This is a genomic window from Streptosporangium sp. NPDC004631 (assembly GCF_053601935.1).
The window spans coordinates 212,146-235,365 of record NZ_JBSGCR010000008.1 but is presented as its reverse complement, the minus strand read 5'-3'; the positions used below and the strand labels follow the sequence as shown (position 1 = coordinate 235,365).

Sequence of the window (23,220 nt, the reverse complement as noted above, 5' to 3'; positions counted from 1 at the left end):
TTAAGCTCTTCAGCGCCGATGGTACTGCACCGGGGACGGTGTGGGAGAGTAGGTCGCCGCCGGACAATCTTTAGAGGAAGGGTCACCCCCCCTTGTGGGGGTGGCCCTTTTTCGCGTTGTCGGGGGGATGTTCCCGGGGGTGTGGGGGGCTGTTCTGGGGGTGTCCGCCGTTTCACTGCCGGCCTGAGCTCGGCCTGATTCCCCAGCCACTCCGGCAACGGCCTTACCCGGCTGTTTCCGAGATTACGGCGCCTATCCCATGGCGCTTTCCCAGCTTGCTCATGCCTTTTCAACGATCTTTCCCGGATGTCCTCGCGGACTGTTCTCCGGCCCCGTCGGGATCCCGCGACCGGGGTCAGTAGGCTTGAGAGGTGGACTATCGAGCGGTCGAACAGGCAATCATGGAACGCGGCGTCGAGTGGAACTTCGAGCCCACTCTCGACAGGATCGCCGCGCTCATGGATGTGCTGGGTTCTCCGCAGCACTCCTATCCGGTTGTGCACGTCGCCGGCACCAACGGGAAGTCGAGTACGACCCGGATGATCGAGACGCTCCTGCGTGAGCGTAATCTGCGGGTCGGCCGGTTCACCAGCCCGCACCTCGTGTCCATGCGGGAGCGCATCTGCGTTGACGGTGCTCCGCTGAGCGAGGAGCGTTTCGCCGAGGTCTACGAGGACATCGAGCCCTACCTGAAGATGATCGACGCCCAGGGGCGCCGGCTCTCCTTCTTCGAGACGCTCACCGCGATGGCCTTCGCGGCGTTCGCCGACGCCCCCGTCGATGTCGCGGTCGTCGAGACGGGTATGGGGGGCAGTTTCGACGCCACCAACGTCGCCGACGGCGTGGTCGCGGTCATCACTCCGATCTCGCTGGACCATGTCGACTACCTCGGCCCCGATGTCGCGACGATCGCGAACGAGAAGGCGGGCATCATCAAGCCCGGGGCGACGGCCGTGCTGGCGCAGCAGGAGCTTCCCGCCGCGGAGACGCTGGTCCGCAGGGCCGTGGAGGTGAACGCGACCCTGGCGCGTGAGGGGCTGGAGTTCGGCGTGCTCGGCCGGGAGCTGGCGGTCGGCGGGCAGTTGCTTCACCTCAGGGGGCTCAAGGGCACCTACGAGGAGGTTCTGCTCCCCCTCTACGGAGCGCACCAGGCGGGTAACGCCGCCTGTGCGCTGGCCGCCGTCGAGGCACTGACCGCGGGCGACGACCCGCTCGACCCCGAGCTGGTGCGGCAGGCGTTCCTTCAGGTGCGTTCGCCGGGCAGGCTTGAGGTGGTGCGGCGCGGTCCCACGGTGCTTGTGGACGCCGCACACAACCCGGGTGGGATTCAGGCCACTTTGGAGGCCGTTCACGAGTCCTTCGGCTTCGCCAAGCTTATCGGCGTGGTGGCGATGTTCGCCGACAAGGATGTCCGGGGCATTCTGGAACTGCTTGAGCCGATGACGGACCAGCTCGTGGTGACCAGGAACTCCTCACCCAGGTCCATGGAGCCGGGCGAGCTCGCGGCGCTGGCCGGGGAGATCTTCGGACCGGACCGGGTCCACCGGGCCGACCGGCTGGACGGGGCGATCGACCTCGGAATCGGCCTGGCCGACGAGGCCGGGGAGTTCGGCGGCGCCGGGGTGCTGATCACGGGGTCGGTGGTCACGGCCGGAAACGCGCGGCTGCTGCTCAAGGCGGAGGAGGTCACGTGACCCGAGTGGCAGGGGAGAGGCGAGCAATGATCACTGTTACTCCGGGCATGCGGCGGCTCTGCGCGAGCGTGCTGGGCATGGAGGCGATCGTCATCGGGCTGTTCACGCCGGTGGCCATCAACACGCAGGGCATCTCGCCGGCTGTCGCGGTGACGGTCGGGATCGGCCTGGCGGTCCTGTGCGTCCTGGCCGCGGGAATGCTGAAACGTCCCTTCGCCTATGTCTTGGGAAGCGTGATCCAGATTCTCGCCATCGCCGCGGGTTTCCTGGTTCCGACCATGTTCTTCCTCGGATTGATCTTCACCGCGCTGTGGATCACGGCGATATTCGTCGCTCGCCGTGTCGAGGGCGTGACTTCCCGCTAAAGTCGGCCAACATGGCCGTCCCTCCCATCCAGCCGTCCCGGGTGGTGGCCGCCGGGCCTCCGGGCCTGGTACGCCCCCTCCGTGTCTCGCTGATGCTCGACGTCGTCCTCGGGCTGCTCGTCGCGGTGACGCTACCGCTGGCGATCGTCGCCATCCCCAACACCATTTCGGTGGTGGCCGTCCTGCTCCCGTCCGACATCTCCCAGGTCGAGATGGTCTGGGCGCATGGACTGGCGTTGCCCGCCATGGTGCTGACCGTGCCACTGGCCGGGCTGCTGTTACGTCATGTGCGTGCGGCGCCCGTCCTGGTCGGCGGGCTGACCCTGCTGGCGCTGGCCGACGCGGCGGGGGGCTATGCGGGCTCCACGCTGCTGGTGGGGGTGCTCAGAGTCCTGCACGGGACCGGGGCCGGCCTGCTGGTGCCCGCGACCCTGGTGGCGGTCTGGGGGCGGCCCATGGCCCTGCGTGGGATCTGGGGAGGCGTGCTGGCGGTGAGCCTTCTGGCCGCGCAGGCGCTCGCTCTGTGGCCGCTGGACGAGGTCCGGTCCTGGCGGGTCACGCTCCAGCCGTACCCCATGCTGACGGGGATCGCGCTCGCGCTGGCCGCCGCCTATCTGGTGCTCTGGATGCGGAGCGGAGACGGTGTCGCGGCAGGTCCGGTGCCGAGCGCGATGGAGCGCAGGCGTCTGCTGACGGCGGTTGTGCCCGCCGCGGGGATCGCGGCCCTGGCCCTGGGCGCGACCTTCGACTGGCCGCCGGAGCGGCTCGTCCTTGTGGGAGGGCTGTCCATCCTCGTGCTTCTCGGGCTCGCCGCCTTCACCTTCGAGGGCGTCGCCGGACGGGCACCCGCTTACACGACGCTCGCGGTTGGTGTCGTCGTCCTGCCCACCATGGCTCAGGTCACCTGCGTCGAGCTTGTCGGGCTGGGCGGTCCGGGACTGTCCGGTCTCTGGCCCGCGTTCGTGGTCGCCGGAGTCGCCGGTCTCGTCGCCGCAGTGCTGGTGAGCCGGCTCGGGGACACCTTGATGCCGCTGCTCGGCGCGGGCGGCCTGGTGGCCGTGGTGGCCGGGCTGTGCAGCGTCCGGGTCTTCCTGCCCGCCCCCGACGGTCTTGTGTTGATCCTCCCGTTCGTACTGCTCACGGTGGGTGCCGCGGTCGCCTTGACCGCCGCGCTGCGCGCGTCGGGCGTGGGAGCCCAGCTTTTCGCGCTGTCGCTGTTCTTTCCCGGGGTGCTCTCCGGTTTTCTGCTTGGGGGCGGGATCCAGGTCACCCTCCTGCAGGTGGCCGTGACCCAGCAGGCGAAGGTTGACGCCTTTGTGGGGGCCATGCGTCTGTGGGCCCTGGTCGCAGGTGTTCTGGTGGTCGTGATGATCGTGCTCGGCGCGGTGCTGACCCGTCGTTCCCCGGCGGCCCCGGCGGCCCCGGGGGATACGGTGGGAGCCCTTCCCCGAGTCGAACTGCCTCCGGTCGAGGGGCTCGACGACGTCTGCGCCGAGACGTCGCCGACGGGCGCGGCAACCTCTGTGACCTCTGTGACCCCCGCGATCCCGGTGGTTCCGCCGCCGGCGCGACCGGTGGACCACCTCTCCGCGTCGGCGGGTGAGGGGGAGGGCGAGCCCGGGAGGGCCGTGCCGGAGCCGGAGCCGGAGCCGAAACCGAAGACCGGTCCCAGGCCGAGGCTCCGTCCCGGCCACCGGCCCGCGACGGAGCCCGAGCCGGACAGGCCCGGCGCGTTGCCGGTGGTTCCACCGCCCACCCCGTCCCCCGAGGGGGCTCTTGGGGACGGGGCGGACCGCCCGTGACGTCGCCGACCACGGGGAGTGGGGCCGAGGACGGTAAACTTCGCGCGTTCATCGCAGTCCGCGAGTCATCCCTGTTCAAAGGAGAACCTCAGTGTCCGAGCGCACTCTTGTCCTGATCAAGCCCGACGGTGTCGCGCGTGGTCTCATCGGCGACGTGATCGCCCGGATCGAGCGCAAGGGCCTGAAGGTCGTCGCGCTGGAACTGCGCACCCTGGACGCCGACACCGCCAAGGCGCACTACGCCGAGCACTCCGAGCGGCCGTTCTTCGGCGAGCTGGTCGAGTTCATCACCTCGGGTCCGCTGGTCGCGCTGGTCGCCGAGGGGCCCCGCGCGGTCGAGGCGTTCCGGTCCCTCGCGGGCCTGACCGACCCGGTCAAGTCCGCCCCCGGCACCATCCGCGGCGACCACGCCCTGGAGATCGGTGAGAACGTGGTGCACGGCTCCGACTCGCCCGAGTCCGCCGCCCGCGAGATCAAGCTTTTCTTCCCCGACCGCTTCTAGGGCTCCCGCTCCGCCGAGCCCCGTCATCCTGGTGGATGGCGGGGCTCGGTGTGTGCGGTGGGGTTGAAGATTTTCCCGGAGCTGGGCAGCTCATTGCGCTCAATGGTGGGTACGTCACGTTACGATTCGAGTGCGTTCTGTAGTTTTCGCCGACGACCTGACGGAAGGAGGGCCGCCTTCCTCATGAGCAGCAAGCTTGCTTTTCTCGGCCGCGACATGGCGGTCGATCTCGGCACCGCCAACACTCTCGTCTATGTGCGGGGCCGCGGCATCGTTCTCAACGAGCCGTCCGTCGTCGCGATAAACACGACCACGGGAAAGATCGTGGCCATCGGCATCGAGGCCAAGCGCATGATCGGCCGGACCCCCGGCAACATCACGGCGATCCGGCCGCTCAAGGACGGCGTCATCGCCGACTTCGACGTCACCGAGCGCATGCTCCGCTACTTCATCCAGCGGGTGCACAAGCGCCGTCACTTCGCCAAGCCGCGGATCATCATCGCGGTGCCGAGCGGGATCACCGGGGTCGAGCAGCGCGCGGTCAAGGAGGCCGGCTACCAGGCGGGCGCCCGCGGCGTCTACATCGTCGAGGAGCCGATGGCCGCCGCGATCGGCGCCGGGCTCCCGGTGCACGAGCCCACCGGCAACATGGTGGTCGACATCGGCGGCGGCACCACCGAGGTGGCCATCATCTCCATGGGCGGTGTGGTGACCAGCCAGTCGATCCGGGTGGGCGGTGACGAGCTGGACCAGGCGATCATCACCTTCGCGAAGAAGGAGCACTCGTTGATGCTCGGGGAGCGGACCGCCGAGGAGATCAAGATGGCGATCGGCTCCGCCTGCGTGCTCCCCGAGGACGGGCACGCCGAGATCCGCGGACGCGACCTGGTGACCGGCCTGCCGAAGACGATCATCGTGTCGGCGGCCGAGATCCGCAGGGCCACCGAGGAGCCGGTGAACGTGATCGTGGACGCGGTCAAGACCACGCTGGACAAGTGCCCGCCGGAGCTCTCCGGAGACCTGATGGACCGGGGGATCGCGCTCACCGGGGGTGGCGCGCTGCTCAAGGGCATGGACGAACGGCTCAAGGAGGAGACGGGCATGCCGATCCACCTGGTGGACAACGCGCTCGACTCCGTCGCGCTCGGCTCCGGCAAGTGCGTCGAGGACTTCGACGCCCTGCAGCAGGTCCTCGTACCGGAGCCGCGGCACTGATGAGGGACACGCGCCGGGCCCGGATGAGCCTAGGGGTGCTGCTGGCCGCGGCGCTTGTGCTCATGACCGTGGATCATCGGACGGGGGCGAACTCTCCCCTCGGCCCTCTCAAGAAGGCCGGGGCGGAGATGTTCGGCGCCGCCGAGAGCGCGGGCGCGGGTCTCATCCGGCCGATCGGCAGGTTCTTCGAGACGATGGCGGCCGCCCCCGACGCGCAGCGTCGCATCGACGGGCTGCTCGCGGAGAATCAGCGGCTCAGACGCGACCTGCTGGCGCAGTCCCTGGACCGTCAGCGCTCCACCGAGCTGCGCCGGCTGCTCGGCGTCGCCGGCGTCGCGGGATACAAGCTGGTGCCCGCCCAGGTGATCGCCCGGCGTGGCACGCCCGGGTTCGAGGAGGCCGTCCAGCTCGACGTGGGCAGCGCCGACGGGGTGCGCTCGGAGATGACCGTGCTGAACGGCGACGGCCTGGTGGGCCGGGTGGTCCAGGTGGGCACGTCCACCTCGACCGTGGTGCTGCTCAGCGACCCGGCCTCGGCGGCCGGGGCGCGACTTGAGGGGAGCAACGAGATCGGGGTGGTGCACGGGGTGGGGGAGAACGGCCGGCTGATCCGTTTCCGGTTGCTCGACTCGACCGCCCAGATCGTTCCGGGGCGCCGGATCGTGAGTTTCGGCTCCCAGCGTGGCGCGCCGTACGTGGCGGGGGTGCCGATCGGGGTGGTGGAGCGGGTGGAGGCCACCCCCGGGGAGCTGACCAGGATCGCCTACGCGCGGCCGTACGCCGACCTCACCGCGCTGGACGTGGTCGGTGTGGTGGTGCAGGCGCCGCAGCGCAACCCGCGTGACGCCGTGCTGCCGAAAGCGCCGCAGGAGGGGGTTTAGAGAGTGGGCCGTGACGTGGTGTCCGCGGGGCTGCTTTTACTGGTCATGGTCGTCCAGGTGACGGTGGTGAACCGGTTGCCACTGCCCGGTCAGGGCGCGCCCGACCTGGTGCTGCTCGGTGTCGTGGGGTACGCGCTGGTCCGCGGGGCCACCGCCGGGGCGGTCGCGGGTTTCTGCGCCGGGCTCCTCGGTGACGTGCTGCCGCCCGCCGCGCACATGCTCGGTCAGTACGCCCTGGTCCTCTGCCTGGTCGGGTTCGCGGCCGGGCGGATGGTGGAGAGCCGTCCGGACTCCGTGCTGCTCACCGCGCTGGTCTGCGCGGCGGCCGGGCCGCTGGTCGCCGTGGCGACCAGCGCGCTGCTCGGCGACGCCCGGATCAGCGGGGCCGTGCTCACCACGACGCTGCCCTGGGCGGTCGGCTACAACCTGCTGGCCGCGCCGCCCACGGTGTGGGTGGTGACGAGGCTCGTCCGCGGGCCCAGGGTACGGGAGTTGCGGCCTGTGGGACGTCTCGTGCGGGGGCGCGCATGAGCCGGCGGGCCGACGGGCAGGGGTTCCTCCGGCCGCGTCCCGGCCGGCCGTCCGGCGGGAGGCGGGCATGATCCGGACGCGGGCCCGGCTGGTCGTGCTTCAGGTCCTGGTGGTCTCGTTGCTGGTGCTGCTCTCGGTGCGGCTCTGGCAGGTGCAGGTGGTGCGCGGAGCGGAGTTCGTGGCGGCCGCGACCGAGACGCGCACCCGTGACGTGGTGGTGCCCGCGGTGCGCGGGCAGATCCTCGACTCGGCGGGGCGGCCACTGGTGCGTAACCGGACCAGGCTGGTGGTCTCGGTGGACCGCACCAGCCTGAACCGGATGGAGGGCAACGGCAGGAGCGTGCTGCAGAAGCTGGCCTCGGTGCTGAACCGCCGCCCGGCGGATCTGCGCATGCGTATCAGGGCGTGCGGTCCCGGGGTCACCAGGCCGTGCTGGCCCGGCTCGCCGTACCAGCCGATCCCGATCGACGACGACGTCACCACCCGTGAGGCTCTGCAGATCCTGGAACGGCAGGAGGAGTTTCCCGGTGTCACCGCCGAGGTGCAGGCGGTCCGCGAGTATCCGGGCAGCACCGCGGCCGCGCAGGCTCTCGGCTACCTGCAACCGATCACGCAGGAGGAGCTGGAGAGGCGCGCCGGGTTCAAGGCGGTGTTCTCCGGGGTCGACCTGATGGGCCGTGACGGCCTGGAGTCGGTCTACGACGGCTCGCTGCGGGGGGTGCCGGGGTTGCGCCGGGTGCAGGTGGACCGGCTCGGCAAGGTCATCGGCGTGGAGCGGCAGGTGCCGCCGACACCGGGTGACACGCTCATCACCAGCATCGACGCCAAGGTACAGGCCGTGACGGAGAAGGCCCTGGCCGAGGCCATGAAGTCGGCCCCGGCCGCGGACGGCGCGGCGGGCGTGGTGCTCGACGTGCGGACCGGCAGGGTCGTCGCGCTGGCCAGCGCGCCGACCTACGATCCCGCGGTCTGGACGGGGGGCATCTCCGAGCCGGAGTATCAGCGGCTGCTGTCGGACAAGGCCGGTCGGCCGCTGGTGTCCAGGGCGATCAAGGGGGAGTTCGCGCCCGGTTCGACATTCAAGATCTCGTCGGTGTCGGCGATGCTCGGCGACGGCTATCCCCTGCACGGTCACTACGACTGCCCGGGCTCCTTCATGGTGGGCAGCAGGCCCTTCAGCAACTTCCGCGGCATCGGGCTGGGCACGCTCACCCTGCATACGGCGCTGGTGAAGTCCTGCGACACGATCTTCTACCGGGCGGCCTACGAGCAGTGGCTGCGCGACGGCGGCCTGCGGCCCAGGGGCAAGACCAAGGAGCCCATGGCGACCATGGCCCGTTCCTTCGGGTTCGGCCGTCCGACCGGGATCGACCTGCCCGGCGAGTCGGCGGGACGGATCCCCGACCGCGAGTGGAAGAAACAGCTCTGGAGCGCCACCAAGGAGGAGAACTGCAGGCGGGCCAAGTCCGGTTATCCGGAGGTGGCCAGGAGCAGTCCCAGCCGGGCCGCCTTCCTCAAGCAACTGGCGTACGAGAACTGCCTGGAGGGGTACCAGTGGCGGCCGGGCGACGCCGCCAACTTCTCCATCGGGCAGGGCGACGTCCTGGTGACCCCGTTGCAGCTCGCCGCGGCCTACGCCGCGCTGGTCGGAGACGGCAGGTTGCGCAGCCCCCGGCTGGGCTGGGCCCTGGTGCGGCCGGACGGCACCATGGTCAAGGAGATCAAGGTGCCGGTGGTGGGCAGGCTGCCGTTGTCGCCCACCGAACGGGCCTACATCAAGGGGGCGCTGAGCGAGGTTCCCTCCGACGGTACGGCGGCGGGGGCCTTCGCCGGTTTCCCGATGGACAAGGTCAAGATCGGTGGTAAGACCGGCACCGCCGAGGTGTACGGCAAGACGGACACCTCCTGGTTCGCCTCGTTCGCGCCAACGGACAAGCCACGGTTCGTGGTTGTCGTGATGGTCTCCCAGGGCGGAATGGGCGGTCAGACCGCGGCTCCGGCCGTACGCAGGATCTATGAGGGCATCTACGGCATCACATCGCAGTCCCCGGCGAAGCCGGTCCGGGCCGCGCTGCCCAGCGGGCGCCCGGCCGTGGATCTGCCGATGATCAAGCGGGATGGGACCGTGGCGCGGTGAGCCGGCCGATGGCCGCGCCGAGCGGTGGTTCCCTCGCGCGCCGGGCGGTGGCGGCGTCCTCGGCGGTGCGCCGGATGGACGGGGTCCTGCTGGTCGCGGTCGCGGCGCTGACGGTGATCGGCACGATGCTGGTCTGGTCGTCCACCAGGACGTGGGCGCCGGGTTCGACCGGGCTGGTCAAGAAGCACATCCTCAACGTCGCCATCGGAATCGCGCTGACCAGCGCGGCCGTGATGGTGAACCACCGCTCGCTGCGGACCTATGCGGTGCTGGTGTACGGCATGAGCCTGCTCGGGCTGTTCCTGGTGCTCACCCCGCTCGGCGCGACCGTGAACGGCGCCCACTCGTGGATCATGCTGGGTGGCGGGTTCGCCTTCCAGCCGTCGGAGTTCGCCAAGCTCGGCCTGGTGCTGATGCTCGCCATGCTGCTCGCCCAGCCGTCCCGGGGCACCGACCGGCCTCGCGGGCTGGACGTCGGGATATCGCTGGTGGTGGCCGGTTTCACCATGGGGCTGGTGATGCTCCAGCCCGACCTGGGCACCACGATGGTCCTCGGCGTGATCACCGCCGGTGCGATCGTCATCGCGGGGGTGCGCAAGCGCTGGGTCTTCGGGCTGGCTCTCGTGGTGGTCTGCGGGGGCGTGGCGGTGTGGCTGCTCGACGTGCTTGAGCCGTACCAGATCGCCCGGTTCACCGCCTTTCTCAACCCGGCCAGCGACCCGCGGGGCGTCGGCTACAACAGCACCCAGTCGCTGATCGCCATCGGCTCGGGAGGGGTGTTCGGCAAGGGGCTGTTCGAGGGGGGGCAGACCACCGGCCGGTTCGTGCCCGAGCAGCACACCGACTTCATCTTCACCGTGGCCGGGGAGGAGTTCGGTTTCCTCGGCTCGGTCACCGTGGTGGTCCTGATCGGTGTGATCCTGCTTCGGGGGATGCGGATCGCCCGGCAGTGCGACGATCGGTTCGGCACGCTGGTGGCGGGGGTGATCGTCTGCTGGCTGGCCTTTCAGTCCTTCGTCAACATCGGGATGACGATCGGGATCATGCCCATCACGGGCCTGCCGCTCCCGTTCGTCTCCTACGGAGGCACCGCGACCTTCGCGAATATGATCGCCATTGGGCTGCTACAGGCCATCTATATTCGCGAACAGCCGTTCTAGTCGGGTCGCCGTGAGAGTCGCCGGCATGTTCCGGCCGCTGGATTTTCAGCGGACCCTCACCGCCGCGCCGCGCGACGCCCACCGCGATCAGGCGGCCTTTGGCGGGCGGTGACGCCGGATCGACTCGCTGCGAGCGGGCGACGACCGCCTGTGGCACCCTTTCCAGCCGGATATTCTTGACCGCATGCCTGTCGAGTCGCTGTTTCCCCGCCTGGAAGCGCTCCTGCCCAGAGTGCAGAAGCCGATCCAGTATGTCGGGGGTGAGCTCAACTCGACCGTCAAGAACTGGGACGAGACGACGGTCCGTTGGGCCTTGATGTACCCGGACGCCTACGAGGTGGGCCTGCCCAACCAAGGGGTCCAGATCCTCTACGAGATCCTCAACGAGATGCCGGAGACGCTGGCCGAGCGGACCTACGCGGTCTGGCCCGATCTTGAGGCGCTCATGAGGTCCACCGGGGTGCCCCAGTTCACCGTGGACGCGCACCGGCCGGTGCGGGCGTTCGACGTGTTCGGGCTCTCCTTCTCCACCGAGCTCGGTTACACCAACATGCTCACCGCGCTTGACCTGGCCGGTATTCCGCTGGAGGCCGCCGACCGGGGCGACGACGATCCGATCGTCCTCGCGGGTGGTCACGCGGCCTTCAACCCCGAGCCGGTCGCCGACTTCCTCGACGCCGCGGTGCTGGGTGACGGGGAGCAGGTCGCCATCGCGATCACCGAGGTCATCCGCGAGTGGAAGGCCGAGGGCTCGCCCGGCGGGCGTGACGAGCTGCTGATGCGGCTCGCCGAGTCCGGCGGGGTCTACGTGCCCAGGTTCTACGACGTCGACTACCACCCGGACGGCCGGATCCAGCGGGTGGCGCCCAATCGGTCGGGTGTGCCGTGGCGGGTGCACAAGCACACGGTCATGGACCTCGACGAGTGGCCCTATCCGAAGAAGCCGCTGGTTCCGCTGGCCGAGACCGTGCACGAGCGGTTCAGCGTGGAGATCTTCCGCGGCTGCACGCGCGGGTGCCGGTTCTGCCAGGCCGGGATGATCACCCGGCCGGTCCGGGAGCGCTCGATCACCACGATCGGCGACATGGTCGAGGCGGGCGTCAAGGCGTCCGGATTCAACGAGGTCGGGCTGCTGTCGCTCTCGTCGGCCGACCACTCCGAGATCGGCGACCTGGCCAAGGGCCTGGCCGACCGGTACGACGGCACCAACACCTCGCTGTCGCTGCCCTCCACCCGGGTCGACGCCTTCAACATCGACCTGGCCAACGAGTTCTCCCGCAACGGCCGCCGCTCCGGCCTGACGTTCGCCCCCGAGGGCGGCTCCGAGCGGATGCGCAAGGTGATCAACAAGATGGTCACCGAGGAGGATCTGATCCGGACCGTCACCACGGCCTACGGGCAGGGCTGGCGTCAGGTGAAGCTCTACTTCATGTGTGGCCTGCCCACCGAGGAGGACGCCGACGTCCTCGGCATCGCCGACCTGGCCAGGAAGGTCATCAAGGCCGGTCGCGAGGCCACCGGTTCCCGCGACGTCCGCTGCACGGTCTCCATCGGCGGGTTCGTGCCCAAGCCGCACACCCCGTTCCAGTGGGCGGCCCAGGCGGACCACGAGACCGTGGACCGCAGGCTCAAGGCGCTGAAGGACGCCCTGCGCGGCGACAAGGAGTACGGCAGGGCCATCGGCCTGCGCTACCACGACGGCAAGCCCTCGATCGTGGAGGGCCTGCTCTCCCGGGGCGATCGCCGGGTGGGCAAGATCATCCGCGCGGTGTGGGAGGACGGCGGCCGGTTCGACGGCTGGAGCGAGCACTTCTCCTACCGGCGCTGGATGGACGCCGCGGCCAAGGCCGACGTCGACGTCGACTGGTACACCACGCGGGAGCGCGAGGAGAACGAGGTCCTGCCCTGGGACCACCTCGACGCGGGTCTCGACCGCGAATGGCTCTGGCAGGACTGGCAGGACGCCGTCAACGACGTCGAGGTCGAGGACTGCCGCTGGACCCCGTGTTACGACTGCGGGGTGTGCCCCACGATGGGAACCGAGATTCAGATCGGGCCGACGGGGAAGAAGCTGCTGCCACTGACGGTTGTCTGAGATAGGCCCTGTGTGAGCACGGCCTATCCTGAAACGACGACCACGACTTGGGAAGGACGACACCACTCTGAAACCTGTTCCCGATGGACCTCCGCCCGCGCCGGTGGTGCAGCGCTTACGTGTCCGTTACGCCAAGCGTGGCCGCCTGCGGTTCACCAGCCACCGCGACATCTCCCGAGCCGTGGAACGCGCGGTCCGGCGTGCCGGCGTGCCGGTGGCGTTCAGCGCGGGCTTCTCACCTCACCCCAGGATCTCCTACGTGGGCGCGGCCGCGCCCACCGGAGTCGCGAGCGAGGCCGAATATCTTGAGATCGGTGTGACGCGACAGTGTGATCCGGACCGGCTCCGTGCCGCCCTGGACACCTCGTTGCCGTCCGGTCTCGACGTGCTCGCCGTTGTCGAGGCGAGCACCGGAAACCTGGCCGACCAGCTGGAGTGCTCGGTGTGGGAGCTGCGGCTGCCGCAGGCCGATCCCGCTCTCGCCGCGACGGCGGTCGAGCGGTTCAACGCCGCGGAGCGCGTCGAGGTGGAGCGCCTGACCAAAAAGGGGCTGCGCCGGTTCGACGCGCGAGAGGCGGTGCTGAACCTTGAGGTTATTGAGGGAACTGAGACAACAGCAGGTCAGGCGTCCAGTCAGCCATGTGTCATACTTCGCATGGTTGTACGGCACGCAACTCCTGCCGTTCGACCCGACGACGTTCTTACCGGACTACGTCTGGCCGGCTTCGCGCCGCCGGTGCCCCCCGAGGTGACCAGGCTGGCGCAGGGACCGCTCGACGTGGGCACCGGTGAGCCCGCCGACCCCTTCGGCCTGGACCGCGACGTTACGCGCGGCGGCGGGGCGGAACCGGCGAGCGAGCACGTCGGCGGCGACCTATAGGACTTGACGCCGGGCTCAGGCCCGGCTTACAGCGAGAGACGAGAGCTCCCGCGCGGCGCGGAGACGTGCCCGGGAGCTGACGGGAGAGCGCCCGCATGCTCGACAACGAGCCCATTGTCGGGGCCACTGGCCCTGACGGGGATACAAGCGAACAGACACAGCCGACGTCCCGCCGACGAGCCGCCAGCCGGCCCGCGGGGCCTCCGCCGGAGGAGCCGGAGTCCGCACCCGCGGCGACGACCGCCGAGCGGGGCCCCGAGCCGGTCCGGGACACGGTCTCCGACGCCGTTCAGGAGGTGGCGCCCAAGCGCGCCACCAGGCGCAAGGCGGCCGGGGCGGCGGTCACGACCGCGACCACCCGGCGCAGCCGTACGAAGAAGGCGGACTCCGGCCAGGCCGGGGAGCCGGCCTGGACCGCCGGGCCGCCGGTGCCGAGCGTGACCGGGGCGGTCTCCGACTCCGGCGCGTGGAGCGTGCCCGAAGGGGGCGCCGAGCCGGTGGCGCAGGACGCCCCCGCCCGGCGTAGCCGTACCCGCAGGAAGGCCGTCACCGAGGACGTGCCGGTCGAGACGGAGCGGATGGCCGACATCACCACGGCCGAGGCCGAGGAGGTCGCGGCGGCGCTGCTGCTCACGATGCCGGCCGAGGCCTCGTCGGCCGGCGAGCCCGCCGGTGACGACGTCGCCGAGGGGCGGCCGGGACTGTTCGCCGACCCGTTCGGGCTGACCGCCCAGGAGCGCTCCGAGGCGCCCTCGGTCACGTTCCAGGCGCCGGCCGCGGTGTTCCAGCCGCTGTTCCAGGCCCCGGACCCGCACCGGGCCGAGCAGCCGGTCCGCGCCGCAGCGCCGCAGCCCGTTCCGGTGCCGCAGTCCGAGCCCGAGCCGGTCGAGGCGGAGGTTGAGGCGGAGACCGCCGAGGAGCCCGAGGACGACGACGGTGAGGGCGACGACGACGCCGGCAGCCGCCGGCGCCGGCGCCGCAGGGGCGGTCGCGGCCGGGGCAAGACCCGTGAGCTGGACGAGGCCGAGGAGGAGGACTCCGAGCAGTCCGAGGAGGAGACCTCTGCCGAGGCCGAGCAGTCCGAGGACGCGGGCGGCAGTTCACGTCGCCGGCGTCGCCGGCGCCGCAGGGGCGTCGACGAGGCGGGGGAGGTCCCGGACGACCCGCCGAACACGGTGGTGCGGATCCGCGCGCCTCGCGCCGGGCGCAGCACCTCGATGGACGAGGTGCAGAGCGTGCGCGGCTCGACCCGCCTGGAGGCCAAGAAGCAGCGCCGCAGGGAGGGCCGCGAGCTCGGCCGCAGGCGTCCGCCGATCATCACCGAGTCGGAGTTCCTGGCCCGCAGGGAGTCCGTCGAGCGGATGATGGTGGTCCGCCGCACCGGTGGCCGGACCCAGATCGCGGTGCTGGAGGACGGCGTCCTGGTCGAGCACTACGTCAACCGTGAGGCGAGCCAGTCCTACGTGGGCAACGTCTACCTCGGCAAGGTGCAGAACGTGCTGCCCAGCATGGAGGCGGCGTTCGTCGACATCGGCAAGGGCCGCAACGCGGTGCTGTACGCCGGTGAGGTCAACTTCGACACCGCCGGGCTGGAGGGTCAGCCCAAGCGGATCGAGGTGGCGCTGAAGTCCGGCCAGTCGGTGCTGGTGCAGGTCACCAAGGACCCGATCGGGCACAAGGGCGCGCGGCTCACCTCGCAGATCAGCCTTCCCGGCCGCTATCTGGTCTACGTGCCCGACGGTTCGATGACCGGGATCAGCCGCAAGCTCCCCGACAAGGAGCGCACCCGTCTCAAGAGCATCCTGAAGAAGGTGATGCCGGAGAGCGCCGGTGTCATCGTCCGCACGGCCGCCGAGGGCGCGTCGGAGGAGGAGCTCGGCCGGGACGTGGCCAGGTTGTCGGCCCAGTGGGAGAACATCCAGCGCAAGGCCAAGTCGGCCAGTGCGCCGGAGCTGCTCTCCTCCGAGCCCGACCTGACCGTCCGGGTGGTCCGTGACGTGTTCAACGAGGACTTCGCCTCGCTGGTGGTGGCGGGCGACGTGTGGGAGACGGTCGACGAGTACGTCCGCTACGTCGCCCCGCACCTGGCGGACCGTCTCACCAAGTGGGACGACCGTGGTGACGTGTTCGCCGCCTACCGGATCGACGAGCAGATCGCCAAGGCGATGGAGCGCAAGGTCTGGCTGCCCAGCGGCGGCTCGCTGGTGATCGACCGGACCGAGGCCATGACCGTGGTCGACGTCAACACCGGCAAGTTCACCGGGCAGGGCGGCAACCTTGAGGAGACCGTCACCCGCAACAACCTGGAGGCGGCAGAGGAGATCGTCCGCCAGCTCAGGTTGCGCGACATCGGCGGCATCATCGTCATCGACTTCATCGACATGGTGCTGGAGAACAACCGAGACCTGGTGCTCCGGCGGCTGCTGGAGTGCCTGGCCCGTGATCGGACCAAGCACCAGGTCGCGGAGGTCACCTCCCTCGGTCTGGTGCAGATGACCCGTAAGCGGGTCGGACAGGGCCTGCTGGAGGCGTTCTCCACCGTCTGTGAGTGCTGCAACGGCCGCGGCCTGCACGTCTCGACCGAGCCGGTCGAGGGCAGACCCGAGCCGCGTGGCACCCAGGGCAAGATGGCCGTGGAGAAGGCCGTCGCGGAGAAGCTCGGCAAGGAGGGCGGTCACGCTGTGGCGGCCAGTGAGCAGTTCGGCCGTGATACGGTGACCGATGCGCTTGATGACGTCCCGGCCGAGGACGCGCAGGCCGCACAGGCTTCCGGCCGGGGGCGGCGACGTTCCCGCAAGGCCAAGTCTGCCGATTAAATCGGCAACCCCGACGTTCCGCCCGGTTCGACCAGGACACCGGTAATCCGGTACCCTGGTGAACCGGTGCGCTCATGGCGCGCCCTGTTCGCGCGCCTACCCGGTTCGTCGGTCAAACTCAATGACCATAGCCGGATGCGGGGCGCAGCATCCAGCGAGCAAGCAGTCAGAAGAAGGGTTCCGCGGTGTACGCGATCGTTCGTTGCGGCGGCAGGCAGCAGAAGGTCTCCGTCGGTGACGTCCTTGAGGTGGACAAGGTCGCCGGCGAGGTCGGTTCCACGGTTTCGCTGCCGACGGTGCTCGTCGTCAACGATGGCGACGTGACCACCGAGGCGGGCAAGTTCACCGTCGCCGCCGAGATTCTCGGTGAGACCAAGGGTCCGAAGATCCGGATCCTCAAGTACAAGAACAAGACCGGCTACAAGAAGCGCCAGGGTCACCGCCAGCGTTACACGCAGGTGAAGATCACCGGCATCGACCAGGCCTGAGTTTCGGGAGTTTTGCGAGATGGCACACAAGAAGGGCGCGTCGTCCACTCGGAACGGCCGTGACTCGAACGCCCAGCGGCTCGGTGTGAAGCGCTTCGGTGGTCAGCTGGTCAACGCCGGTGAGATCATCGTCCGCCAGCGGGGCACTCACTTCCACCCGGGCGACAACGTCGGCCGCGGTGGCGACGACACGCTGTTCGCGCTGGCCGCGGGCTACGTGCAGTTCGGTGTCAAGCGCGGTCGCCGCGCGGTGAGCATCGTTCCGGCTGCGGAGTAGATTCGCACCGCCAGACGTTGACGACAGGGGTGGATCGCTCTAGAGCGGTCCGCCCCTGTTCGTGTTGTAAGCGGATTTTTCCGCAGATGGGGGTAGGAAGGCAGACATGCCGGACTTTGTGGACCAGGTGGTCCTGCACATCAAGGCCGGTGACGGGGGACATGGCTGCGCCTCTGTCCACCGGGAGAAGTTCAAGCCGCTGGGCGGCCCCGACGGGGGCAACGGCGGCCGCGGCGGCGACCTGATTCTGGAAGTCGACCCGAACACCGCGACGCTGCTCGACTACCACCGCCGCCCGCACCGCAGAGCCGAGAACGGCAAGCAGGGGCAGGGCTCCAACCGCGACGGCGCCAACGGCCTCGACGTCATCCTCCCGGTGCCCGACGGCACCGTGGTCAAGAACGCCGACACCGGTGAGGTCCTGGTCGACCTGGTCGGCTCCGGGACCCGTTACGTGATCGCCGAGGGCGGGCACGGCGGGCTCGGCAACGCCGCGCTGGCCTCGGCCAAGCGCAAGGCCCCGGGCTTCGCGCTGCTCGGCGAGCCCGGCGGCGAGCTCGACGTGATGCTGGAGATGAAGAGCGTCGCGGACGTGGCGCTGGTGGGCTTCCCCAGCGCGGGCAAGTCCTCTCTCATCGCCGCGCTCTCCGCGGCCCGGCCGAAGATCGCCGACTACCCGTTCACCACGCTGGTGCCCAACCTCGGGGTGGTCACCGCCGGCGACACCGTCTTCACCGTCGCCGACGTGCCCGGTCTCATCCCGGGCGCCTCGGAGGGCAGAGGGCTGGGGCACGAGTTCCTCCGCCACGTCGAGCGGTGCAACACCCTGGTGCACGTGATCGACTGCGCCACCATGGAGCCGGGCCGCGATCCGATCAGCGACTTCGAGGCGATCGAGGCCGAGCTCAAGGCGTACGGCAAGCTGGAGGACCGGCCGAGGCTGGCCGTGCTCAACAAGGCGGACGTCCCCGACGCGCGCGACCTGTCAGACATCGTCCGGCCGATGCTCCAGGAGCGGGGCCTGCGGGTCTTCTCGATCTCCGCGGCCACCCACGAGGGGCTCAAGGAACTGACCTACGCCATGGGCGAGATGGTCGCCGCGGCCCGGGAGGCCGCGCCCGTGGCCGAGCCGACCCGCCTGGTGATCAAGCCCCGGCAGCTCGGCGACGCGGGCTTCTCGGTGCGGCGGGTGGACGACAACACCTTCCAGGTCACCGGGGTCAAGCCGGAGCGGTGGATCCGCCAGACCGACTTCACCAACGACGAGGCCGTGGGCTACCTGGCCGACCGGCTGGAGCGGCTCGGCGTCGAGGAGGAGCTCACCAAGGCCGGCGCCAAGGCCGGGGCCGAGGTCGTCATCGGGTCCATGGAGAACGGTTACATCTTCGACTGGCAGCCGACGCTCAACGCCGAGGCCGTGCACCAGGGGCCGCGCGGCTCGGACAACCGCCTCGGATGACCCGCCCCCGCCGGTGACCTCCACGCCCCCTGTGGCCTGTGACGTGAGAAAGGTGCATGTCGTGGACTCTGCGCGCGATCGGATCCGTACGGCTTCGCGCCTTGTCGTGAAGGTGGGCTCGTCGTCACTCACCACCCCGCAGGGCACGATCGACGTCGATCGGGTGGACGCCCTGGTCGACGTGCTCGCAGCCCGGCGCGGGACCGGCACGCAGGTCGTGCTGGTCTCCTCCGGCGCGATCGCGGCGGGGCTCGGCCCGCTGGGCCTGTCGGCCAGACCTCGTGACCTCGCCACCCAGCAGGCCGCGGCCTCGGTCGGACAGGGGGTGCTGGTCGCCCGCTACACCTCCTCCTTCGCCCGTTACGGCCTGCGCGTCGGCCAGGTGCTGCTCACCGCCGACGACATGATGCGCCGCTCCCACCACGTCAACGCCCAGCGCACGCTGAGCCGGCTGCTGGAGCTGGGCATCGTCCCCGTGGTCAACGAGAACGACACCGTGGCCACCGATGAGATCCGCTTCGGCGACAACGACCGGCTCGCCGCGCTGGTGGCCCACCTGACCCACGCCGAGGCGCTGGTGCTCCTGTCCGACGTGGACGCGCTCTACGACGGCGACCCCCGCCGTCCCGGTGCTCGCAGGCTGGGCCAGGTGCGAGGACCGGAGGACCTCCTGGGGGTCGAGCTCGGCAAGGGCGGCACGGTCGGCACCGGGGGGATGGTCACCAAGGTGCAGGCGGCCAGGATCGCCACCGGGGCCGGTGTCCCGGTGGTGCTGACCGCGGCCGCGCACGCCGCCCAGGCCCTCGCCGGCGCCGACGTCGGCACCTACTTTCACCCGGGCGGCCGCCACCCGGGTACCCGCCTGCTCTGGCTGGCCCACGCCACCACCGGGCGCGGCCGGCTCCACCTGGACGCCGGCGCGGTCGAGGCCGTGGTGGGCCGCCGCAAGTCGCTGCTGCCCGCCGGGGTCACCGCGGTCGAGGGCGAGTTCGCCGCGGGAGATCCGGTGGACCTGTGCGGGGCCCGCGGCCGGGTGGTCGCCCGCGGCCTGGTCAACTTCGACGCGGGGGAGATCCCGGACCTGCTCGGCCGTTCCACCCGCGAGCTGGCCACCAGCCTTGGCCCGGAGTACGAACGCGAACTGATCCACCGTGACGACATCGTCATACTGGAGTCCCACCCCTAGTTCTTTTGGAGCGCGAGATGTCCGAGGACTTCCTGAAGGTAGCCCTGGCGGCTAAAGAGGCCGCCGCCGAGCTGGCCCCGCTGCCGCGGGCGCCGAAGGACGCCGCGCTCCGCGTGATCGCCGACGCTCTGGTGGCCGGGGCCGCCGAGATCGTCGCGGCCAACGCGCTCGACGTGGAGCGTGCCAGGGAGGGCGGTGTCTCCGAATACATGATCGACCGGCTCCGGCTCGACGGGGCCCGGGTGGAGGCCGTCGCCGAGGCGGTGCGCCGGGTCGCAGACCTGCCCGACCCGGTGGGCGAGGTGATCCGGGGCGGCACGCTGCCCAACGGGCTGGAGCTGCGCCAGCTCCGGGTGCCGCTCGGCGTGATCGGCATCATCTACGAGGGCCGTCCCAACGTGACGGTGGACGCCGCGGCGCTCTGCCTCAAGAGCGGCAACGCCACCCTGCTGCGAGGCTCGTCCAGCGCCTACGAGTCCAACACGGCGCTGGTCCGGATCATGCAGGAGGCGCTGGCCGGCACCGGGGTTCCCCCGGAGGCCGTGCAACTGGTGCCCGGCCGGACCCGCGAGTCGGCCAAGGAGCTGATGCGGGCCCGTGGCCTGGTGGACGTGCTGATCCCGCGCGGCGGGGCCTCGCTGATCAACTCGGTGGTCGAGGAGTCCACGGTCCCGGTCATCGAGACCGGTGTGGGCAACTGCCACGTCTACGTCGACGCCGACGCCGACATCGAGCTCGCGATCGAGATCCTGCTCAACGCCAAGGTTCAGCGGCCGTCGGTGTGCAACTCCGCCGAGACGCTCCTGGTGCACGCCGCCGTGGCCGGCGCCTTCGTGCCCCGCGCGCTGGCGGCCCTGACGGCGGCGGGGGTGACGGTGCACGGGGACGCCCGGATCGCGGCCTACGGCGACGTGGTGCCGGCCGTTGAGGAGGACTTCGGCGCCGAGTATCTCTCGCTGGACATCGCCGCCGCCGTGGTCGACTCGCTGGAGGACGCGGTCGCCCACATCAGGAGGTACGGTTCGGGCCACACCGACGCCATCGTCACCCGCTCGGTCGGCGCCTCCCGCCGGTTCGTCGCGCTGGTCGACTCGGCGGCGGTGGCGGTCAACGCCTCGACCAGGTTCACCGACGGCGGGGAGTTCGGTTTCGGCGCGGAGATCGGGATCTCCACCCAGAAGCTGCACGCGCGTGGCCCCATGGGCCTGCCCGAGCTGACCTCCACCAAGTGGGTCTACACCGGAGAGGGCCATCTGCGCACCGATGCCGGTACGGTCGTCGCCTCGTCCTCGGCGGGAGGCCGGTAGCCCGCCTTCTCCGGTTCTCTCCGGCGGGGCCGGAGGGTCACGGGGGAGCGGGCGGCCTTCTCGGAGGCTCCGCGGCACTGCGCCTGTGAGCTGCGGGAAGGCGTTCCGGTGGGCGGCTGCCGCGCCGACCTCCCGCTGGGGCGGGCCGCCCGGCGGCGAGCCGGGAATCCGGTGGCGTTCCCGCTTTCACGGACGGCTCCCGGGGCAGGGGCCTATTGTGAGGCTGGTGCTGCACGGGTTCGTCACCGACCTGGTCGAGCATCCCGCTCGTCGCTGACGGTAGTTGCGTGTCGCTCCAGGTAATCACTGCTTCCTATGGTTTGACTGGACTTCATGGAAATCGTGGTCGCATTCCTGTTTGTCGTTGTTGTGCTTTTCGGTCTTGACCGGCTGATGCTCTGGCTGGAACGCCGGGGGCACGTGCGCTGGCGCCGTACCAAGCGACGGGACCTGTCGGCCGAGCCCACGGCCGAGCTGGACAGCCTGCTGGCCGGCTCGCCCCGGGAGCCGCGCCGGCCGTGAGACGCCTTCCGTGCGGCGGGGAGCCGCTTGGGCCGCCTCTGAGGCGGCACCCGCCGCACCAACGGGGGCGCGGGCCGTCCGTCCCCGGAGGCGGCGCCTCGCAGCCCCCGCGGGACTGTCCGGCACCGGACAGCCGGACGGCGTTTCGCCGATCTTCCGACGGGTACGGCGTGCCGCCGGGAATTCGTGAGGGCCGCCCGCTATGGTGTTGTTTCCTATGGCTGAAGGGCAGGGAAGCGCGCGAGAGCGGGCGACCCGATAGGCACAGCGGTCTTGGACCTATGTGGCCGACGCAGGAGGTCACGTGGGTCGTCTCGGGCGCGTCGGACCTTACACGTTGGTGGAGCGCCTGGGCCGGGGCGGCATGGGCGAGGTCTACCACGCCACCAGCAAACGTGGCGAGAGCGTCGCGCTCAAGATGCTCCACGACGCGGTCGACGCCGACTCGGAGGCCCGAATACGGCTGGAGCGCGAAGTCCGTGCCCTCCGCAGGATAGAGAGCCCCTACGTCGCCCGGGTCCTCGACGCCGACCTCGCCTGCGAACGGCCCTACCTGGTCATGGAGCACATCGAGGGGGAGAACCTCTTCGACCGGGTACGGCACGGCGGCCCGCTCACGGGCGCCGGTCTGGTCACCCTGGCCCACGGGCTGGCCGCGGCGCTGTCGGTGGTCCACGCGGCGGGGATCGTTCACCGGGACCTCAAGCCCTCCAACGTCCTGGTCAACGCCGAGGACGAGCCCGTCCTGATCGACTTCGGCATCGCCCACGTCCTGGACGCCACCCGGCTCACCCTGACGGGCACCTTCCTCGGCACGCCGAGTTACGCGGCCCCCGAACTGTTCGCGGACGAGCCCGTGGGCGAGCCGGCCGACGTGCACGCCTGGGCGGCCACGGTGGCCTTCGCGGCGACCGGACGCCCCACCTTCGGCAGGGGCCCGGTCGAGGCGCAGATGTACGCCATCCTCAACGGCCAGGCCGACCTCGCGGGCATCCCCGCGGCGCTGCTCCCCCTCGTCCGCGCGGCCCTCCACCGCGAGGCGGCCAAGCGTCCCACCGCGGCCGGTCTCACCGCCCGTCTCAGCCGGCTCGCCCGCGCCGTCTCATGCGATTCCGAGCCTCTGAGAGAGCCTTCGAGGGCGGCGCGGCCGGTCGCGGTCACCGCCGGCTCGCCGGGAAGGAGGCCGGAGAGCCGTGGCAAGGCCGGCGCGGACGGTTCGGTCAGGGGGCCCCGGCAGGCACCGGGGAGAGAGGGGGCCGGGCGGGCACGCGGAATGGTCGCCAGGAGACGGCGGGCGGAGGGCGCGCCGACCGGGGAGGCCGAGGCCGGAAGGAGGGCGGGGCCGCTGCCGGCGGGGAACGCCGCGCTCATCATGCTGGCGGTGCTCTCCGTGCCGTGCGTGGTGGCCACGGTGATCTGGCCGGCGGCCACCTTCGCCGTCACCGGGGTGTTCGCCGTCCTGGCCCGCGCGGTCTGGGCCGGGCACTGGCTGGTCAGAGGGAACAGGTCGGCCAGAGCCCGGGGCGTGCTGCGTGTCGTGACCTTCCCGCTGACCTTCGCGGTCTCGCTGCTGACCGCGCTGGCCTGGCCGGGACTGCCCGCCGCGGCGCTCGCCGGCATCACGCTCTGGCTGACCTTCGGCGGATCGCTGCCACCGGAGTGGTGGCTGAGCCCCGTGCAGGTCGTCATCGCGGGCATCGTCTTCGGCGCCGTCTGCGGCGGGATCATCAGCCGCGAGGTCGAACGGGTCGGCTCCCGGATCCCGGACCTTCGCAAGGAGGGGCTGCGCGCGCTCGCCGTGCTGGGGGGGTTCGTCGCCCTGTGCGCGGCGGCCATGCGCGCGATCGCCCTGATGGTCTAGGGGGCCGGGCGGTGCTCCTCACCGGCCGGGAGCCGCGGGGGG

At 70.7% G+C, this 23,220-nt stretch carries 19 protein-coding genes and 1 rRNA gene; all 20 read left to right on the top strand.

Annotated elements, in window-relative coordinates; translation table 11 throughout:
• A 5S ribosomal RNA gene (gene rrf / locus ACWEF2_RS11640) occupies window positions 1–65 on the top strand; the annotation flags it as partial.
• Between the two features lie 336 nt (window positions 66–401).
• On the top strand, window positions 402–1,694 hold the full coding sequence (locus ACWEF2_RS11635) for a bifunctional folylpolyglutamate synthase/dihydrofolate synthase (protein ID WP_453814278.1): 1,293 nt from the start codon (window positions 402–404) through the stop codon (window positions 1,692–1,694).
• A gap of 26 nt (window positions 1,695–1,720) precedes the next feature.
• Window positions 1,721–2,059 carry a DUF4233 domain-containing protein gene (locus ACWEF2_RS11630; protein WP_453814263.1) on the top strand — a complete coding sequence of 113 codons (339 nt, stop codon included), beginning with the start codon at window positions 1,721–1,723 and terminating at the stop codon, window positions 2,057–2,059.
• Window positions 2,060–2,070: 11 nt separating this feature from the next.
• Complete coding sequence (locus tag ACWEF2_RS11625; RefSeq protein ID WP_453814262.1) at window positions 2,071–3,861, top strand: hypothetical protein; 1,791 nt, start codon at window positions 2,071–2,073, stop codon at window positions 3,859–3,861.
• 91 nt (window positions 3,862–3,952) lie between these two features.
• A complete protein-coding gene (gene ndk / locus ACWEF2_RS11620) occupies window positions 3,953–4,363 on the top strand; it encodes a nucleoside-diphosphate kinase (RefSeq protein WP_355600036.1) in 411 nt (136 codons plus the stop codon).
• A 183-nt stretch (window positions 4,364–4,546) separates the two neighbouring features.
• Window positions 4,547–5,578 carry a rod shape-determining protein gene (locus ACWEF2_RS11615; protein ID WP_355600037.1) on the top strand — a complete coding sequence of 344 codons (1,032 nt, stop codon included), beginning with the start codon at window positions 4,547–4,549 and terminating at the stop codon, window positions 5,576–5,578.
• On the top strand, window positions 5,578–6,459 hold the full coding sequence (mreC, locus tag ACWEF2_RS11610) for a rod shape-determining protein MreC (RefSeq protein WP_453814259.1): 882 nt from the start codon (window positions 5,578–5,580) through the stop codon (window positions 6,457–6,459). The genes ACWEF2_RS11615 and mreC overlap by 1 nt, the downstream gene beginning before the upstream one ends.
• A 3-nt stretch (window positions 6,460–6,462) precedes the next feature.
• Window positions 6,463–6,990: a rod shape-determining protein MreD gene (gene mreD, locus ACWEF2_RS11605; RefSeq protein WP_453814257.1), complete on the top strand. Its 528-nt coding sequence runs from the start codon at window positions 6,463–6,465 to the stop codon at window positions 6,988–6,990.
• Window positions 6,991–7,057: 67 nt separating this feature from the next.
• On the top strand, window positions 7,058–9,127 hold the full coding sequence (gene mrdA / locus ACWEF2_RS11600; RefSeq protein WP_453814255.1) for a penicillin-binding protein 2: 2,070 nt from the start codon (window positions 7,058–7,060) through the stop codon (window positions 9,125–9,127).
• 8 nt (window positions 9,128–9,135) lie between these two features.
• On the top strand, window positions 9,136–10,287 hold the full coding sequence (rodA, locus tag ACWEF2_RS11595; RefSeq protein ID WP_453814253.1) for a rod shape-determining protein RodA: 1,152 nt from the start codon (window positions 9,136–9,138) through the stop codon (window positions 10,285–10,287).
• 184 nt (window positions 10,288–10,471) lie between these two features.
• Complete coding sequence (locus ACWEF2_RS11590) at window positions 10,472–12,382, top strand: TIGR03960 family B12-binding radical SAM protein (protein ID WP_453814251.1); 1,911 nt, start codon at window positions 10,472–10,474, stop codon at window positions 12,380–12,382.
• A 103-nt stretch (window positions 12,383–12,485) separates the two neighbouring features.
• A complete protein-coding gene (locus ACWEF2_RS11585; RefSeq protein WP_453814249.1) occupies window positions 12,486–13,262 on the top strand; it encodes a TIGR03936 family radical SAM-associated protein in 777 nt (258 codons plus the stop codon).
• Between the two features lie 95 nt (window positions 13,263–13,357).
• On the top strand, window positions 13,358–16,078 hold the full coding sequence (locus ACWEF2_RS11580) for an Rne/Rng family ribonuclease (protein ID WP_453814247.1): 2,721 nt from the start codon (window positions 13,358–13,360) through the stop codon (window positions 16,076–16,078).
• Window positions 16,079–16,263: 185 nt separating this feature from the next.
• Window positions 16,264–16,566: a 50S ribosomal protein L21 gene (gene rplU / locus ACWEF2_RS11575; protein WP_271223379.1), complete on the top strand. Its 303-nt coding sequence runs from the start codon at window positions 16,264–16,266 to the stop codon at window positions 16,564–16,566.
• Window positions 16,567–16,585: 19 nt separating this feature from the next.
• The gene (gene rpmA, locus ACWEF2_RS11570; protein ID WP_189794231.1) at window positions 16,586–16,843 is read left to right on the top strand and encodes a 50S ribosomal protein L27; all 258 of its coding nucleotides are present in this window, start codon (window positions 16,586–16,588) and stop codon (window positions 16,841–16,843) included.
• Between the two features lie 106 nt (window positions 16,844–16,949).
• Window positions 16,950–18,302 carry a GTPase ObgE gene (gene obgE / locus ACWEF2_RS11565; protein WP_453814244.1) on the top strand — a complete coding sequence of 451 codons (1,353 nt, stop codon included), beginning with the start codon at window positions 16,950–16,952 and terminating at the stop codon, window positions 18,300–18,302.
• 61 nt (window positions 18,303–18,363) lie between these two features.
• A complete protein-coding gene (gene proB, locus ACWEF2_RS11560) occupies window positions 18,364–19,488 on the top strand; it encodes a glutamate 5-kinase (protein ID WP_453814242.1) in 1,125 nt (374 codons plus the stop codon).
• A gap of 17 nt (window positions 19,489–19,505) precedes the next feature.
• Entirely contained in the window at window positions 19,506–20,795 is a 1,290-nt protein-coding gene (locus ACWEF2_RS11555; protein WP_453814240.1) for a glutamate-5-semialdehyde dehydrogenase, read from the top strand.
• A gap of 333 nt (window positions 20,796–21,128) precedes the next feature.
• Entirely contained in the window at window positions 21,129–21,317 is a 189-nt protein-coding gene (locus ACWEF2_RS11550; protein ID WP_355600048.1) for a hypothetical protein, read from the top strand.
• 304 nt (window positions 21,318–21,621) lie between these two features.
• On the top strand, window positions 21,622–23,178 hold the full coding sequence (locus ACWEF2_RS11545) for a protein kinase domain-containing protein (RefSeq protein WP_453814238.1): 1,557 nt from the start codon (window positions 21,622–21,624) through the stop codon (window positions 23,176–23,178).
• The last annotated feature ends 42 nt before the right edge of the window (window positions 23,179–23,220 follow it).